This window comes from Marinobacter sp., from assembly GCF_052091845.1.
Lineage (GTDB): Bacteria > Pseudomonadota > Gammaproteobacteria > Pseudomonadales > Oleiphilaceae > Marinobacter.
Genome location: NZ_JBQDCO010000039.1, coordinates 15,896 through 31,383 on the forward strand (window position 1 = coordinate 15,896; position 15,488 = coordinate 31,383).

General features: G+C 53.5%; 13 protein-coding genes. 10 read left to right on the top strand and 3 right to left on the bottom strand.

Annotated features, from left to right (window positions below; translation table 11 throughout):
• Positions 1 to 22: 22 nt before the first annotated feature.
• Positions 23 to 2,092, bottom strand: a complete 2,070-nt coding sequence (locus ACTHYN_RS12560) for a TonB-dependent receptor plug domain-containing protein (RefSeq protein WP_301515051.1) — start codon at positions 2,090 to 2,092, stop codon at positions 23 to 25.
• 152 nt (positions 2,093 to 2,244) lie between these two features.
• Between ACTHYN_RS12560 and ACTHYN_RS12565 the strand changes: the two genes are divergently transcribed.
• The 4 genes from ACTHYN_RS12565 to ACTHYN_RS12580 are packed head-to-tail and all read left to right on the top strand — an operon-like array spanning position 2,245 to position 5,985.
• The gene (locus tag ACTHYN_RS12565; RefSeq protein ID WP_301515052.1) at positions 2,245 to 3,030 is read left to right on the top strand and encodes an ABC transporter permease; all 786 of its coding nucleotides are present in this window, start codon (positions 2,245 to 2,247) and stop codon (positions 3,028 to 3,030) included.
• Positions 3,024 to 3,764, top strand: coding sequence for an ABC transporter ATP-binding protein (locus ACTHYN_RS12570; RefSeq protein ID WP_301515053.1), 741 nt, complete (start codon positions 3,024 to 3,026; stop codon positions 3,762 to 3,764). Before ACTHYN_RS12565 ends, ACTHYN_RS12570 begins: the two co-directional genes overlap by 7 nt.
• Positions 3,761 to 4,786, top strand: coding sequence for an ABC transporter substrate-binding protein (locus tag ACTHYN_RS12575; RefSeq protein WP_441812790.1), 1,026 nt, complete (start codon positions 3,761 to 3,763; stop codon positions 4,784 to 4,786). Before ACTHYN_RS12570 ends, ACTHYN_RS12575 begins: the two co-directional genes overlap by 4 nt.
• The gene (locus ACTHYN_RS12580) at positions 4,783 to 5,985 is read left to right on the top strand and encodes an NnrS family protein (RefSeq protein ID WP_441808198.1); all 1,203 of its coding nucleotides are present in this window, start codon (positions 4,783 to 4,785) and stop codon (positions 5,983 to 5,985) included. Before ACTHYN_RS12575 ends, ACTHYN_RS12580 begins: the two co-directional genes overlap by 4 nt.
• Before the next feature lie 61 nt (positions 5,986 to 6,046).
• Here ACTHYN_RS12580 and ACTHYN_RS12585 read toward each other — a convergent pair whose 3' ends face one another.
• Positions 6,047 to 6,259 (bottom strand): hypothetical protein, encoded by a 213-nt coding sequence (locus ACTHYN_RS12585; RefSeq protein ID WP_441808199.1) that lies wholly within the window; start codon positions 6,257 to 6,259, stop codon positions 6,047 to 6,049.
• Between the two features lie 129 nt (positions 6,260 to 6,388).
• Entirely contained in the window at positions 6,389 to 6,781 is a 393-nt protein-coding gene (locus ACTHYN_RS12590) for an antitoxin Xre-like helix-turn-helix domain-containing protein (RefSeq protein WP_441808200.1), read from the bottom strand.
• Positions 6,782 to 7,050: 269 nt separating this feature from the next.
• Here ACTHYN_RS12590 and ACTHYN_RS12595 point away from each other — a divergent pair, with 269 nt between their 5' ends.
• The 6 genes from ACTHYN_RS12595 (at position 7,051) to ACTHYN_RS12620 (ending at position 15,172) form a co-directional block, all read left to right on the top strand.
• Positions 7,051 to 7,851 (top strand): Hachiman antiphage defense system protein HamA, encoded by an 801-nt coding sequence (locus ACTHYN_RS12595; protein ID WP_441812791.1) that lies wholly within the window; start codon positions 7,051 to 7,053, stop codon positions 7,849 to 7,851.
• The gene (locus ACTHYN_RS12600; RefSeq protein WP_441808202.1) at positions 7,838 to 11,338 is read left to right on the top strand and encodes a DEAD/DEAH box helicase; all 3,501 of its coding nucleotides are present in this window, start codon (positions 7,838 to 7,840) and stop codon (positions 11,336 to 11,338) included. The genes ACTHYN_RS12595 and ACTHYN_RS12600 overlap by 14 nt, the downstream gene beginning before the upstream one ends.
• A gap of 275 nt (positions 11,339 to 11,613) precedes the next feature.
• Positions 11,614 to 11,769: a manganese efflux pump gene (locus ACTHYN_RS12605; RefSeq protein WP_441808228.1), complete on the top strand. Its 156-nt coding sequence runs from the start codon at positions 11,614 to 11,616 to the stop codon at positions 11,767 to 11,769.
• 501 nt (positions 11,770 to 12,270) lie between these two features.
• Positions 12,271 to 12,741 (top strand): hypothetical protein, encoded by a 471-nt coding sequence (locus ACTHYN_RS12610; RefSeq protein ID WP_441808203.1) that lies wholly within the window; start codon positions 12,271 to 12,273, stop codon positions 12,739 to 12,741.
• A 514-nt stretch (positions 12,742 to 13,255) separates the two neighbouring features.
• Positions 13,256 to 13,948, top strand: coding sequence for a hypothetical protein (locus ACTHYN_RS12615; protein ID WP_441808204.1), 693 nt, complete (start codon positions 13,256 to 13,258; stop codon positions 13,946 to 13,948).
• A 15-nt stretch (positions 13,949 to 13,963) separates the two neighbouring features.
• Positions 13,964 to 15,172 carry a helix-turn-helix domain-containing protein gene (locus ACTHYN_RS12620; RefSeq protein WP_441808205.1) on the top strand — a complete coding sequence of 403 codons (1,209 nt, stop codon included), beginning with the start codon at positions 13,964 to 13,966 and terminating at the stop codon, positions 15,170 to 15,172.
• Positions 15,173 to 15,488: the final 316 nt, after the last annotated feature.

Consider the following 15,488-nt stretch of genomic DNA (forward strand, 5'->3'; position numbering starts at 1 on the left):
GGAGCCTTCTGATCATCCCGAATTAGAAGCTACCTTCAAGCTTTGCAACAAGCCCCCTGCCAGGTGACAGGGTTTCACCATCTGTCAGGTGTTCCCGGTAACGCTTGTCTAGCAGATTGTTGCCTTCCAGGGTTACCTTCAGGTTACTCAGATCACCGGTTGAGCCAAAATCCCACCCCAGTGATATATCGATGGTTGCATAGCCGGGTGTGCTGCTTTCCGTATTGTTGGAGAAGATATCCGCTGTTCTGTCCTGTTCAGCCACCGCACGAACCTGGCCATGCCAGTTGAAGCCCGGGCGGAAATGTTGGCCTACACCGAGGGTGAGTTCCGGTGCCGGCATCTGGTACAGCGGCTCGTTATCCTGTCGGTTTTTGCCCCGAAGCCAGGTAAGGCTGCCATCGAGATCAACTGCAGGGGCAGTGGCACTCAGCGCCTCCAGAGGCATAATGAACCCGGCTTCGGCACCGTAGATTGTCACTTCATTCAGGTTTTCTGTTTGTTTGATGGGCAGGTTGTTGTTCGGATTATTGGTGCCGGTTACCCGACCGGCGATGTAGTCATCGATCCGGGTGTAAAATGCTGCGAGCTGATACTCACCCAGGCGACCACGTCCTTTGAGGCCAATTTCAGCGCTGGTGGATTTTTCCGGATCCAGCTGTGGGTTTCCTTTGTGGAAGTATCCGTCGCCACGGGATGCGTCTTCAAAGCGTTCGCGCATATCTGCAGCACGGTAGGCCGTTCCCACTGAAACGTAAGGGTTGACCATCGCACTCAGGTTGTAGATGGCGCCGGTCGACCAGGAAAGTGTTTCAGTACTGTTTTTCAGGCCGTTCGTGCGCGCGCCCGGACCGTTACCCACCACCCGTGCATCGCCGGTCACTTTGTCGTATCGGGCGCCAATCTGAATATTCCAGTCGCCTGTGGCAATGTCGTCCTGCACAAAAACACCCTGGCTCTGTATTTCCCCATCCCGGAAGGGAGAATTGGATATTGCGGTATTCGACATCGGTGGGTTGTAAGTAAACCGCTCCGGGTCTGCTGTCATCTCCCAGGCTTCCAGCCCAACCGTAAGCAGGTGGGCATCGCCGATAGCCATTCTGTACTGTGCCTTGGCGCCATCCGTATCAAAGCTGACGTCGTTCCAGACCTGGTTGCGATCCTTGAAATCCCAGAAGGCTCTTATCTCACGCTCTACTTCTTGCCTGTAGATACTGGCTTCCAATGTTCCGGATGCGATTGTGGCTTCATAGCCAAGTTCCGCCAGGATTCGGGTTTGTTTCGGAGAGTGGATTGTTAGCGTGCCATTACCAGCCGGGCCGGGTTTTGCCGAGCCTGGGTACCAGACCTCACGGTCTTCGTGATTTTGCAGATTCAGGGTGAGTTTCTGATCATCGGTAAGGCGGTAGGCGTATTTAGCCAAAAGGGATTCAGAGCGATAACCGCTGTTCTTCACCTCGTCATCCGGGGTTTCATAATCGTCTATATCTTTGGCGGCAGCACCGAGAACCAGGCCATGGTTTTTGCTCGAGAGTTGAACCAGAGCGCCTCCGGCGAGGCTGCTGTCTACTGTGCCAGTACTGCCGGAGAAGCGGCCGTGAGTTTCCGCAGTCTCCGTAAATTGTGCTTCCGGTGTGCGCAGGTTAATAGCGCCACCCAATGCACCAGTTCCATGCAGTACGGAACCCGGACCTTTTACCACCTCTACACTCTCAAGCAAGCTCATAGCGGCTAAAGAGGCAATCGCCCCTTGGGGTTGGGCTGAGTTGAGCCGAACCCCATCTACTAACATGACAACACTTTCTTTTTTTAACCCTCGGATAACCGGGTTACCACCCCAGGCGCCGCCATCACCCTGAATGGCCAGGCCTGGCTTGCCTTTGAACAGGTTACCGGCGTTGTCTGATGCCGAGGCTTCGCCGGGGTTCAGCTTTTCAATGGCGCTGGCCGTTTCCAGCGTGTCGGATTCGTAGCCTTTTGCAGTCACAACCAGCTCGTCCAGTTGCACTTGTTTTTGCGCAAATGCCGGAATCGAGAGGGCGGGGGTTGCGGATAGTGACAGTATGGCAATGCATAGGCGGTTAGGATTCATGAAGGCTCCGGGTGTGATGTTGGTATTGACGATATGCGAACGGCAATTTATTAATGATAAGTTAAATGCAAATGAATATCATTTGAGTTTAGTCAAGATATCATGAGAAAGTAACAGCTATCCTTGATGTCTCTGGCAATGAGCGTTTCATTATGGGCAGTTTGTTTCGAGTCAGTTTGAGTTGGGGTGGCAGCCTGACCGGTATATTGCTGTTTGTGGCTTTATGGGAATGGGGCAGCCTGAACTACGGCAGCTTTCTGCTACCCGGACCTCGGGATGCTCTGGCGTCTATAAAGGGTTTCTGGCAACAAGGAGAGCTTTGGGGAGCGGTCTGGGCGACAACCTGGAGAGCAATGACCGGGTTTGCTTTGGCCTCGTTAGCCGGGCTGGTGCTGGGCCTGATGGCTGGCCTGTCTCATACGCTTGGACGAGCATTGGAGCCGGTATCGACTGTGTTGCTGGGGATTCCGCCGATAGCCTGGATTGTGCTGGCCATTCTCTGGTTTGGCAGTGGTTCAATGGCGGCTATTTACACCGTAGCGGCAACCACCTTGCCAGTTACCTTTGCGGGTGCGCAGATTGGTGCCCGCACGCTCGATAAGCGTTTGCAGGAGATGGGCGACGTTTATCGTGTGCCCGGCTGGATGCGTTTGTGGGATTTCTATCTGCCCCATATCGTCTCTTATGTGTTTCCAGCCTTGATCACGGCGCTGGGCGTAGCCTGGAAGGTAACGGTGATGGCAGAGCTGTTCGCCACGGAGGAAGGCGTTGGAGCTGGTTTGGCAATGGCGCGGGTTAATCTCGATACGGCCGGTGCCATGGCCTGGATTTTGGTCGTAGTGGCACTTTTGCTGGTTGCCGAGCACGGCTTTCTGAGGCCGTTACAAAAAAAGATGGAGCCATGGCGCCAAGGCGCTACTCAGGAAAAACCATGTTGAATCTTCGCAACGCCTCCTTGGAACTGGGGCCGAACAAAATTCTTGAGGCTGTCGATTTGTGCGTTCAGCCCGGCGAATCTGTGTGCCTTGTCGGGCCTTCAGGATGCGGTAAAACCAGCCTGCTGAGAGTTGCTGCCGGGTTGGTTGAGATTTCCGATGGGTCGGTGGAAAACGGCTTCGTCTGCACGGCAGGGGTGTTTCAGGAGCCGCGGTTACTGCCCTGGCGGCGCATGCTGGATAACATCGCGCTCGGCTTGAAGGCTCGGGGCGTTCCCCGTAGAGAGCGACTGGATAAGGCTCGGGAACTGGCGGATTCGGTCGGCCTTGCTGACAAGTACACGCTGTTTCCCCATGAGCTCTCTGGTGGAATGCAGCAAAGAGTTGCTCTCGCCCGGGCACTGTCAATAGGGGCTGATTTCCTGTTGCTGGACGAGCCATTCAGCGCGCTGGATGTCGGATTGCGTAATGAAGCTCAAGAGCTTGTTCAGCACCTCGTGGTTGAGCGCGGAATTGCCAGCCTTTTGGTAACCCATGACTTGACCGAAGCCTTGCGGCTGGCTCATCGGGTTGTCGTAATTTCGGGCTCGCCCGGCAAGATTGTTTATGAACATCAAGTGAATGAGCCTTTTGGGAGCCGAACCCAGACCTGGCTGTATGAGGCTGCTGCGGATTTGTTGCGACAACCTGTAGTGAATGAGTGCTTTCTTTATAAACCGCATTCGGAGGTGGCATGAATCGGATAAATCGGCGTGATGTGCTGAGGCTTGCCGCCAGCTCGGCGTTATTGTCGGCTTTGCCTTTCCAGAGAGCTTTCGCGCAGTCATCCGGCAAGCTGATTGCAGCAACACCCTACGGCATTCCGCAGGTAATTCTGGCCAGGGCACTGGAAGATCCAGCTGTGAAAAAGCTGATTCCGGAGCCGGAGTTAAAAGCCTGGAAAGATCCTGACCAGCTTCGAGCCTGGTTGGCCAGAGCTGAAGTGATGCTTACGGCAACGCCGACCAATGTGGCCGCCAATCTATATAACCGGGGTGTTCCACTCGTACTGTTGAATGTAAACGTGTGGGGTACCCTTGGAATGCTCGGGCTGAAAGAGAAAGGCCCGCTGGCATCCGTGGAGGATCTTGCCGGGCGCCATATTGGCGTACCCTGGCGCGGAGATATGCCGGACCTGGTATTTCGGTATCTTATTGGCAAGGCTGGATTGGAAGTGGGCCGGGATTTGAAGGTCAGCTATCAATCAAGCCCGTTTGAAACCGTACAAATGTTTGTTGCCCAACGCCTGGACGCAGTGGTTTTACCTGAGCCCATGCGCACCGCCACGCGGCTGCAAACTGCGCAGTTTGGTCAGATGCCGACGGAGTTGGATCTGCAGGAAGAGTGGGCGCGGCTGACCGGCGAGGAGCCGAACCTGCCGCAAGCCGGGGTTGTTTGTCGCCGGGAGTTTCTGGATCAGCATCCGGAGCAGATTGCCGCAATACAACACGCCATCAGTCGCGCGGTGGATTGGGTGGTTGCTACACCAAATGAAGCGGCTTTGATTGGCAGCCAAAATTCGCCCCTGGCGACCAGTGTTTTTGAAGGCGCAATACCTGGAACGCGGATTCATATGGCTACGGCTGCGGAGTCCCGGCCAAGGCTTGAGGCGTTTTTTACAGCGCTCACGGATCTTTCCAGTGGATTCATTGGCGGCAAGCTGCCAGGCAGTGATTTTTATCTCCGCGAAATGGCCAGTAACGCTGGAGGCAAAGTATGAAGACAGAGAGGGTGTTTTTTCAAAGCCCGTGGCTTGCTTATGGATTCAGGCCGTTTTTCCTGTTAGCGGCCGTTTACGCGCCGCTGGCACTAATTCCATGGGTCGGCGCTCTGCTCCAGCAATTCACACTGCCCATGGCGATGATGCCTCTGGCTTGGCATGGCCACGAAATGCTGTTTGGGTTTGCGAGCGCTGCTCTGGTTGGCTTTCTGTTGACCTCTATTCCTTCCTGGGCGGGCGTTCGGCCTATAGACGGTAAAGTTCTGGCCGCTTTTGTTATTTGCTGGTTGCTTGGCAGGGTGACAATCTGGCTGTCGGCCAGTTTGCCGGGGCCCTTGGTCGCAGTGCTGAATATTGCCTTTCCGCTTTTCATACTTTTCTGGGCAGCGCCAGCTCTACTGACTAAAGGAGGGCGCAGGCACCTGAGTATTGGTTTGGTATTGCTGGCATTTGTTCTGGTACAGGGGGCATTTTATCTCAGCTGGCTTTGGCCGGGGCTACCGTTGCCGGCACCTCTTGTTCTGCTGAACACCGCCGTCAATATATTGCTTGTTCTTATCGCGCTGACAGCCTCGCGCATTGTGAGAGTGATTGCGACGGTCGCGAAAAAAGAGGCCGGAGAAGCGGGCCCGCCACGCCTGACACCTGCCCGCGAACATCTGGCAGTTACTGCGCTTATCTTCTTTGTGGCCGCCGATCTGCTGGCGCCCGGGCACCCGGTCACCGGCTGGATTGCTCTGGCAGCTGCCGCGGCTCAAGCCGACAGGTTAAGCGAGTGGCCCTGGGGCAAAGCCATGGGCAAGTTGTACATGTTGCTGCTGACTACGGCCTATTTGTGGATGGTCGTTGGTCTGATTCTGGTCGGCATCAGCGGATTGGTCGATGGCCTGCCGGGTTACGCCGGCCGCCATGCGCTATCGGCCGGGGCAGCGGGGACTGCCATACTGGCTGTATTCTGCATTGCAGGATTGCGGCATACCGGCCGCCCGCTGAATCTCCCGGGAGTTATCTGGCCGGCGCTCGCGGCCCTTTTCCTTACCGCATTGTTGCGCACATTGATTCCCATCTGGAGGCCGGAAATATACCTGCTGGCCGGCGTCGGATTGCCATTTGTGTTGTGGCTCACAGCGTATTTTCTATACCTGATTGGTTACGCCCGTTTTCTGGTCAGTGCGCGTGCGGATGGGCTGGCGGGTTAAAGAACCTGACTATCTCTTCTCAGCGTTGGGGTGTGGATAAGCCTACTTGGTCTGCTCCCGATCATTCCATGAAGTCCTTCGTTACGTCTTCATCGGAATCAAAATGTTCATCCCACACGGAGTCAGTTGGCCGTTCGTAGCGTTTGACTGACCCTTTGAGCCGTTCCAAGGGAGTAAGCTCCTGAGGGAGCGGTTCTGTCAGCTTGTCGGCATGAACTGTGTGAGCATTGAGGTTTTCCAGCAGTTCTTTTTCCGTCTTGCGCTTGGTGGACATGGATCCTCCTACAGGGCCAGGCAAGCCTTGGTTAATATGCTTTAATAACGAGAATGATCAATTAGTAAGTCTCGTTACTAATCTGTACTAACTGATACCGGTCTGTCTGCTGTTTGCGTGATAACACTCTCACACTGTCGCTGAGCGGATCCGTCGAACCAGCTCGACCAAAACATCAGAATGAGAGGCATCCAGCAGGTGTGTGCGGATGGAGATCCCGTTTAGACCCCACAGATAGATCGGCTTTCGAAACCACTCAAAGGCCATCCTTTCCTGTTCGAAAGGCGTCAGTAGTACCAACGACTTGTGAAGGCCAAGTAGCAGGCCAATTCGATCCACAACGTCCGCTGGCAGCTTTAACGTTTTGTTGTCGGTCGATAACCACTTCCGTATGGTTTCAGCTGTTACGCCGAGCAAAGTTGCCAGCTCAGCTTCGGAAAGTCCCCACTGCTCGCGGTGATCAGAAAGCCACAATAAGCCCGCAGTTTCGTGCTTGTCGGTTATTCTCGGTAGTTCATTCATTCCCCGGTCAGTATCATGAATCATACCGTGATTGATAAAGCAGCTAGATTGACAGATCCTGGCAGGCTTTCTAAATCGCATTTTCTGCCCTCCAAACGCAAGTAACCCACCGGTTTGAGATTACTACTACAAACATAGCCTTGGCGAGTATTATCGTAGAGGTGGTGGCGGCTCAAAAGCCAGAGGTGAAACAAATGCCACCCCAGATAAATCAGCGATCAACGGCACTAAAGATATGCCGATACTTAAGGCGTTCTAGGGAGGGTCTGATGAACCGAGGAAACAGTGTGGGGCTATATAAGAAATGGTGCGAGTCCACCAAGGAAGCAAACGAACGCAGGTATTACTGGACCTATGTCGAAAAGGACGGCGGCCGCGACGAGATCCACGATGACTTGGCCAAGACAATCCGCTCACATTACGACCGGCTGGAACGCATTGCCGAAGATGTAGATCGGCTCGGATACAAGGTCGCAGCACAGATCCTCAGCGAGGTGATGCCCCAGACACTTAGGGGTAGGTCAGGCGATCTCGGCGAGATTCTTGCGACTGAGCTGGTAGAGGAAGAGATCGGGCTGCGCGTCCCCGTGCGCCGTTTCCGCTACAAGGACGGGCGCAACATGGCGATGCGTGGTGACGATTTCATCGGCGCGGAATATGACGGCGAAACAGAGAAACTCCGGCTTCTCAAAGGCGAAGCCAAAAGCAACAAAGTTCTCGGGAGAACTACGGTCAAGAACGCTCGCAATGTGCTCAACCGCGACAACGGCCGCTGTACGCCTGATTCCCTACTCTTTGTCGCTAACCGCTTGCTGGAGAGCAACGTCTCTGACGACAAGAAGCTTGGACGCAGCCTTCGTGACGAAGTGGGCCTGAAGTCCCTCTACGCAGACCGCATCGACCATATGCTTTTCACCGTATCGGGTAACGGCCCACACCCTTCGCTGAAAAAGGACCTCAAGGCGACAGGTGCCAACCGAAACCAGTATGTTGTAAACATCCACGTCGAAGACCATCAGGACTTCATCGCAGACATGTATGCGGAGGCGGAAGACCTTGGAAACGATTGACGAACTGACCACGTTCCTGACGACCGCGACCGGCGATGGCATCCTTGGACGCCTTCTCTACCGCGGTGCGGCCTGGTCACTGATGCGCAAAAATGGTGTGCTGCCGCTAAATGCGCCGCCGCTCGGCGAGACAATTGAAACCGATCTCGCCGAACACGGCTTCTCCCTGCTTCGGGGCGCGATGGCTCTTCGTGCTCAGACCGGCAATTCGGAGCTGATCAGCAAGGCATTCGAGCGAGCAGCCAACGCTTTCGAAGCCCTTGTCCGCAATGGCGATCCGGAATTGCCTACTCGTGGCTTTCGCCGGACCATAGCGGCCGTAGCCTACCACCTCGCAGGCTTTTCAGCCGTCGCCTATTCGCTCTTCAACGAGACTACGGACGATCTCAACACCTCGCCCGGTGAAACAGCCATTAGGCACTTGATCCTGCGCGAGCTCGACCAATTACGCGGTTTCGTTCGTGGGTGGCTGGAAGACAAAGCTCACCAGGATGAGCAGATCGCCGAGACGCTTCAGGGTGAAGAGTCCGATGTCGATGAGGTGCTGTCGACGATCCTCAATACAACGATTTGTCGAGCCTTGGCTCATTTTGATTTCGCGCTCGAGACCGGCGAATCCGAACCAATCGAGACTGCTCGGGCACTACTCGACACCGCAGTTAGCCTGTCTGACAATGCGGAGAATATTCCGCTGTGGTGGATCTCGAACCTCTGCCGCCACCTAATTGACGACCTATGGCAGCATTCGCTTCATCAGACTTTACCGCCCGAACCACCGGAAGGAATGGAGGAAACATACCCGGACCTGCGGCGGCTTTTCATCTCGTCGCTCTATGCACGCAAGATTTCTGAGGTCGAGCTATGGCCATCGCAACGCGAAGCTGCCCGGCGTTCCACTGACGTCACAGATGACCTCGTCGTCGCATTGCCGACCAGCGCCGGCAAGACACGAGTGGCCGAGATCGCAGCGCTGATGACTTTGTCTGTGGAGCGCCGGGTGCTGATCGTCACGCCACTGCGCGCCCTGTCGGCACAGACAGAACGATCCTTCAGAAAGACCTTCGCGCCCCTCGGTTTCAGCGTCTCCTCCCTTTACGGTGCCAGCGGCCTTTCGGCTGGCGATGAGGACGCGCTGCGCACCCGCGAAATCATCATTGCAACACCTGAGAAGCTCGATTTCGCACTGCGAAGTGACCCAACCCTGATCGATGATGTCGGTCTTATCGTTCTTGACGAAGGCCATATGATCGGCCCCAGCGAGCGTGAGATCCGCTACGAAACGCTGGTACAACGCCTGCTTCGAAGGGCGGACGCAAGCGAACGTCGAATTGTCTGTCTGTCCGCCATCCTGCCGAGCGGCGATGAACTTGACGATCTTACCGCATGGATACGATCCGACGAGCCCGGTGAGCCAGTGCGCTCCGACTGGCGTCCCACGCGGCAGCGGTTCGGCGCACTTACCTGGCGGGGCAAGCACGCGCTTCTTCGTCTCGACCTCGACGACGATGGTCCTTTCCTCGATAAGTTCGTGCTGCAGAAACCGGCTCTCGGGAAAGAGACGAAACCTTATCCGCGCAAGAACTCGCACCTTGCCCTATTCGCGGCCTGGGAGTTTGCGAATCAGGGCAAGCGGACGCTGATTTTCTCCACTCAGGCGAACTGGGTCGAGAGCTACGGCAAACAGGTCGTAGACCTTTGTAAACGCGGCTATCTGGAGTCGCTGCTGGAGGATAAGGTGCCGATCGCCCGTGCCCTGGAGGTTGGCAAGGAATGGTTGGGAGAAAACCATCCCGCCGTCGCCTGCCTTGAGGCAGGCGTTGCCATACACCACGGCCGGTTGCCGAGTCCGTTCCTGCGTGAGTTGGAAGCCCTGCTGTCCGAAGGTGTGCTGAAAGTCATCGTCGCGTCGCCGACACTGTCGCAGGGCCTCAATCTCAATGCCGCCGTCTTGTTGGTACCGGCATTGTATCGGGCATCCGAGAGGATTGAAGGCGAAGAGTTCGCGAATGTTGCAGGACGTGCAGGGCGCGCCTTTGTGGACGTCGAAGGTCTCATAGTTCATGTGATGTTCGACAAGATCAAGTGGCGAAAGCGAGAGTGGCGAGGTCTGGTTGCCTCCGCCAAGGCTCGCTCTCTGAAGAGTGGGCTCATCCAAATCGTCGCAGAGATTCTCGAACGGCTGTCCCGTAATGGTGTCCTCGATCGCGATGATGCTTGGGAATATCTCGCCAACGCGCGTGAAGCGTGGCGTTCGCCTGAGGAGGAGACCGCTGTCGCAGAGCGGCTCGCTGCCAGTGTGGACTACGACTCTGATAGCAACGATGATGAACGCGGCGCTGCAGATGAAGAGGCCATCGACGAGGAACCGCTTTCTCTGATTGTCGAACGTCTCGATGCAACGGTGTTCGGTCTGGTCGAAGCGCTTGATGCTGAGCGCGTCGAACTGCCGAAGCTCTTGGACGACGCACTCAAAGGATCGCTTTGGGCCCGGCAGATCGCACGCGAAGGTGAGAACGTCGCCCCAATACATAAGAGAGTGTTCGAGACACGTGCCGATCTCATCTGGAAGACCACCACAGCGGAGTCGCGACGCGGACACTTTGCCATGGGCGTCGGGCTCGAAGCTGGCCTTACCATTGACGCCATGGCCGATGAGCTGGCCGAGCTTCTCGACCTAGCCGATGTTGCTGCCCTGAACGGCGACATTGACGAACTCGTCGACGCCCTAGGCGGCCTCGGCGAACATCTGCTGTTCATGAGGCCCTTCATACCTCACAAGGCGAACGCACTGCCGACGAACTGGAAAGCCATCCTGCGCAGTTGGGTCTCTGGAGACGATGTCGCCAAGATCGGGCCACAGAATATGCGGGCGGTCGAAGAGGCCTTCACCTATCGACTGGTCTGGGCGTTGGAAGCAGTCCGCACCCGGCGCATGTCTCTCGGCTGGTCACCGGAGACTGTGACGGGTGGAGCCGCAGCGGCACTCGAAACCGGCGTCCCTCAGCTCATGATGTCAATGTTGATCCGCGCGGGTCTTCCTTCCCGGCGAGCAGCGATGGCGGCAATCGAGAATGCCAAGCCGGACTTTGCAACACCCGCCGAGATGCGGGCCTGGCTCGAATCCGACGAGATCACAGCCATCACCGATGTTGGTGACTGGCCGACAGCCGATACGGCGGCGCTATGGGCACGATTCCGAAGCGATGCCCTCAGTGATGGTATTCAGAAATGGTCGATCAGACACTACAAGCGCCTACTCGATACTTCGACCGTCCCACCAGTAGGCCTCTACCGGATTGTCACCGATGAGAGCGATGAACGAACCTGGCTAGCCACGGCAGATTATCGTCGTGTTGCCGCGTTCAAGAAGTCGGCGACCGGATCCAACCCCAGTCTTTTCTCAGGCCGGCTTACGGGTACGACAAAGCTCGTGGAAGCCGTGCGCATTGGACCTGGGAAACTGCACTGGCCACCCACCAATAGGTGAAAAAGTGGTATGTCAACCCTTTTTTATTCAACCTATTCAAACAGGGAGTCCGAATGCCTCTGGCTGCTTATTCGAGATCAGAACAAAATCGGTAACTCTGCCTCACCCTATGTAGAGGCCTAGGATCACCGGATAGCATTTACCCTGCTGATCGCTCTCGGTTTGCACATGATCTATGAAGCCCGGACCAGAAGAGGTAGAGAAGCCTTTCAGGCTTTCACTTCTTGAGGTTGCTCTGCCTGCACTCGGTACGAGTATTGATTCGCTGTCAGTCGGTGTTGGTTTCCGGTTTAGCATTTGTCAATGTGAATATCTGGCTAGCGGCTGTGCTTATTGGTATAGCCACAATAACTATGGTGACAATAGGAATCATGCTAGTGCGAGCCATGGATTCCATGTTGGGAAAAAAGCGGAAATGTTTGGCGGTTTAACGCTAATCGGGGTAGCCGTATGGATCTTATCAGGCCATCTATAATGACTAACAGGTAAGCATTCGGTCATCAAACTTTGTTAATGACAGCTGGTTTCTACCTATGTGGTAAAGCTCATCGATTATTCTGCATCGGCAGAGATATCAGCACATTCTTCAGGCTGACATACGGATCATATCCATTCAGCTTCGCTGACTGGATCGGGGTCATTGCAGCAGCCGAGCATTGGCCAGTGCGCAATAATTCCGAGAACAGTCAGAGAGGCCCAACGCCTGGCCTGGATTTCCACCCGGTTGTGAATCTTTTAAAGGTAGCTGAGGGCACATCTCTGTCACGATAGACGAAATGCCGCTGATATTGTTCGCAAAGGCTCCAAGCCTTGCGCAAGGATACTTTTGCGAATTTCCACATCCGCATCGGTTGCTAAAAAATTTAAGGATCCATCTTGCCATAAATGATAATGATAACTATTATCGTTAAAGTGAAGCAGAGGAGGATGCTATGAAATTTCTTTGTCCGCGCCATCGCTCGATGTTCGCAAACCTGTCACTCAATGAACAAAATGATTTGTGGATGTTCTGGATGGAAAACGCTTTTACCTATCAAGGAAACCGGGATTCAGAAAAGATCATCATGGTGACCGGCAATGCTTTTGATTTAGCCTGCCTGGCCCGTGCCAGCCGCCCTGACTGCATGCATGTGGAGTTGACTCTTTCCGCCATTCTTTTGTGCAGCATCCTACGTAGTTGCGGTGAACATTGCGTTGCAGACGATATGTTGCTTCGAGCCCTTGAGAGTTTGCGAGCGACAGAGCCCTGCCACATCCGCACGGGCGAATGTGGTAACAGCAATGAATGCATCGAGATCTTGCTGGATGCTTCACTCCAGCCTGAGTTTTTTGCCCAATACCTGAACTGGCCGACGTGTCCAGTCACCTTTCCGTCTAGGCAACCGGCAATGATGGTCCACTGATGCATCGGAGGAACTATGGGAATGCCTTTTAGCGGTGTGGATAATTTTCAGTCACAAAGCCTCTACGGGGAGGGTCGCCCTGATTGTCGGAAGCCCGAGCATTTGAGCATACGGATTGAGACAGACAGCCTGATCCGTTTACTGAAGACGAGGCAGCTCCATGTAGAGAATTTTTCCTGTGCTGACCTTGCCTCAAAAACGGTGATACGCAATCTGCTGCTGGGGTTTGCGCTAAAGTACTGATGTTGCCGCGCTACTTTCGACAATATCTTCCGCGAAACTTGTGACCTGAAGAATGGAGAGCATGCAGATCCAAGCTTGGAGGTCATCACTGAAGCGCTTTACTAACGAAATCATCAGGCTAGCCACACTCATAATTGACTATCGAATACACAAGTCCCATTAGTCTGTCCTGATTTTGCCGCCGCTTGGTGTTTCCAGCATGTCGCACCTTCAAAAGGAAGAAATAAGAGCCTATAATCCGCTTAAGGAACTTTGGCTAGGCGGAGCAGGCATGTCCCAGATTGACACAGCAACAAAAATTATTCAGTTCATTCACCATTACAGCAGCCCCGAGCTCTTTGAAGAGCTCCCAATCTTGATCCATGAAGCATTCAAATTAGCTGATGAAGACAGTCGTGGGCGTATTAAGCACTGTGCACTAAGGCAAAGTCGCAAACGTAGCCAGGATCGTTATTTTTACGTTCAGGATGCGGTGTGCAATGCTCAGTCAGGTTGGCGGCCTTCGATCCAGGTTACAGAAAATGAAGGAGAGTCATACACGGAGTTGGAAACTGCCAACATGCTGGCAACCATTCACGTTCCCTCCTGGTCCAGTGGTAAAGTCCGCCCTGCCAAGTACAGAGCTAAAAATGCTCGCCACAATATTGGTATTTGTGAGCAACTGGCGCTTCAGTTAGAGGCAAAATCGACGCCAGAGAAAGCGAAGAATTTCGAGAAGCTCAACCTTATAATTGTTGCGCAAGCTCCGTCCCCTGAGCAACAACAGGATGGACCTGCTTACATACAAGTGCGAGTGCCCCATGAGAACAACAAGGGGTACCATTTGATAATTGATATTGATGAGCTACTGGCTGGTTATGCTGCAGCCCAGCCACCTGTTGAACCTGAAGATCAAGCTTGGCCGAGGCTACGCAAGCAAATGCGCCAAGCTGAAAGTAATGAAAGCAATGAACAGAATGATTAAGGGGTACACACGATCATGAGATCCGGAATTCAAGGCTTTCAGTCACTGCGGCTACGACAACTTCGTGCCAGCGCAGGAATGACTCAGGCCGAACTTGCCGACCTCATTCAATGTGCAAAAGGCAATATCTCGAAATGGGAGCAGGGAAAAAGTAGCCCTGAAATTAGTAGTTTTCAAAAAATTTGTAGAACCTTCGGCGTTTCTGAATCTTGGTTGCTCGAAGTCCCGATCGCTAGTTGTGAAGCGCAGCCTAGCTTTTTTAGAGCACAAAATCAGACGCCAAAAATCTCAAGAGAGGTTGCGAGAATTCGGTTGGATTGGGCCGAAGAAATTTCTTACAAATTACAGGAAAGTTTAGAATTTCCACCCCTCAACTTGCCGGAGCACAAAGGTGACTTCAAAGCGTTGACTGACTATGAAATAGAAAACTTTGCTGCCGAGTGCCGACAACGTTGGAAGCTTGGCCAGTCACCTGTTGATAATTTGATTAATACCATGGAAAGCAATGGCATCGTAGTCACTCGTGGTAGCTTGGGTTTCGCTAAAATGGATGGAGTATCACGCTGGTCACAGGTGGATGCCCGTCCTTATGCCTTTCTTTGCATGGATAAAGCCAATGGCTTTAGGACGCGATTTGATTCTGCACACGAGTTGGGTCATATAGTGCTTCATAAAACAGTTACTGATGCAGACTACCAGAAACACTACCACCTGTTAGAAAAGCAGGCACACCGCTTTGCTAGTGCTATTTTATTACCGGCAGCTTCTTTTGTGCGAGAAGTGCGGTATCCAACACTAGACACTTTTCTGGCTCTCAAGCCAAAATGGAAAGCATCTGCTGCCGCAATGATTCGACGGTGTCGGGATCTGGAAATTATAGGCGAAGATACGGCCTTACGGTTGTGGAAAGCACGTTCTGCCCGCGGGTGGGTACAACGTGAACCACTTGATGAAACGCTAGAGCCTGAAGAGCCTAAATTGCTCGAGCGCAGTGTTAAAATGTTGGTTGAGAATCAAATCTTGGCCAAAAATACTTTACGTCAAGTCTTGGGAATGCCTGCGAGTATTATTGAAGAGCTTTGTAATCTCCCCCAAGGCTATTTTGAGGAAGACGAAACTAACAACGTCATCGAATTGCGTTTAAGATCGAGTGCACAACAACGTTCAACTTCGCAACAGAGCAGTAACAGCGGCGGGCGAGTGATTCCTCTCGAACGAAAGTAGGAGCTGAAAGAGTTCGGAGACTTACTAGTACCATGTAAGGCTCGAAAAGGTGAACTTCCGTGACTTACACTGCACTTGTGGGTAAGGCTTAGCGTGAAAAAAATTAAAAGTTACCATCTTTATTAACATGAAAAACACACCGGAAAGGATGACGGCACTTTTCAGTTACCAACTTTATTTTTTTATGTGGGCGAAGGTGTCCACTAAAATGGGCGCTAGGGGAATGTTTTGTTACCAACTTTATTACGAGACCACAATTCTTGTGGGATCATAATATAGTTGGTAACTTAATAATAAAGTCGGTAACTTCGTAATA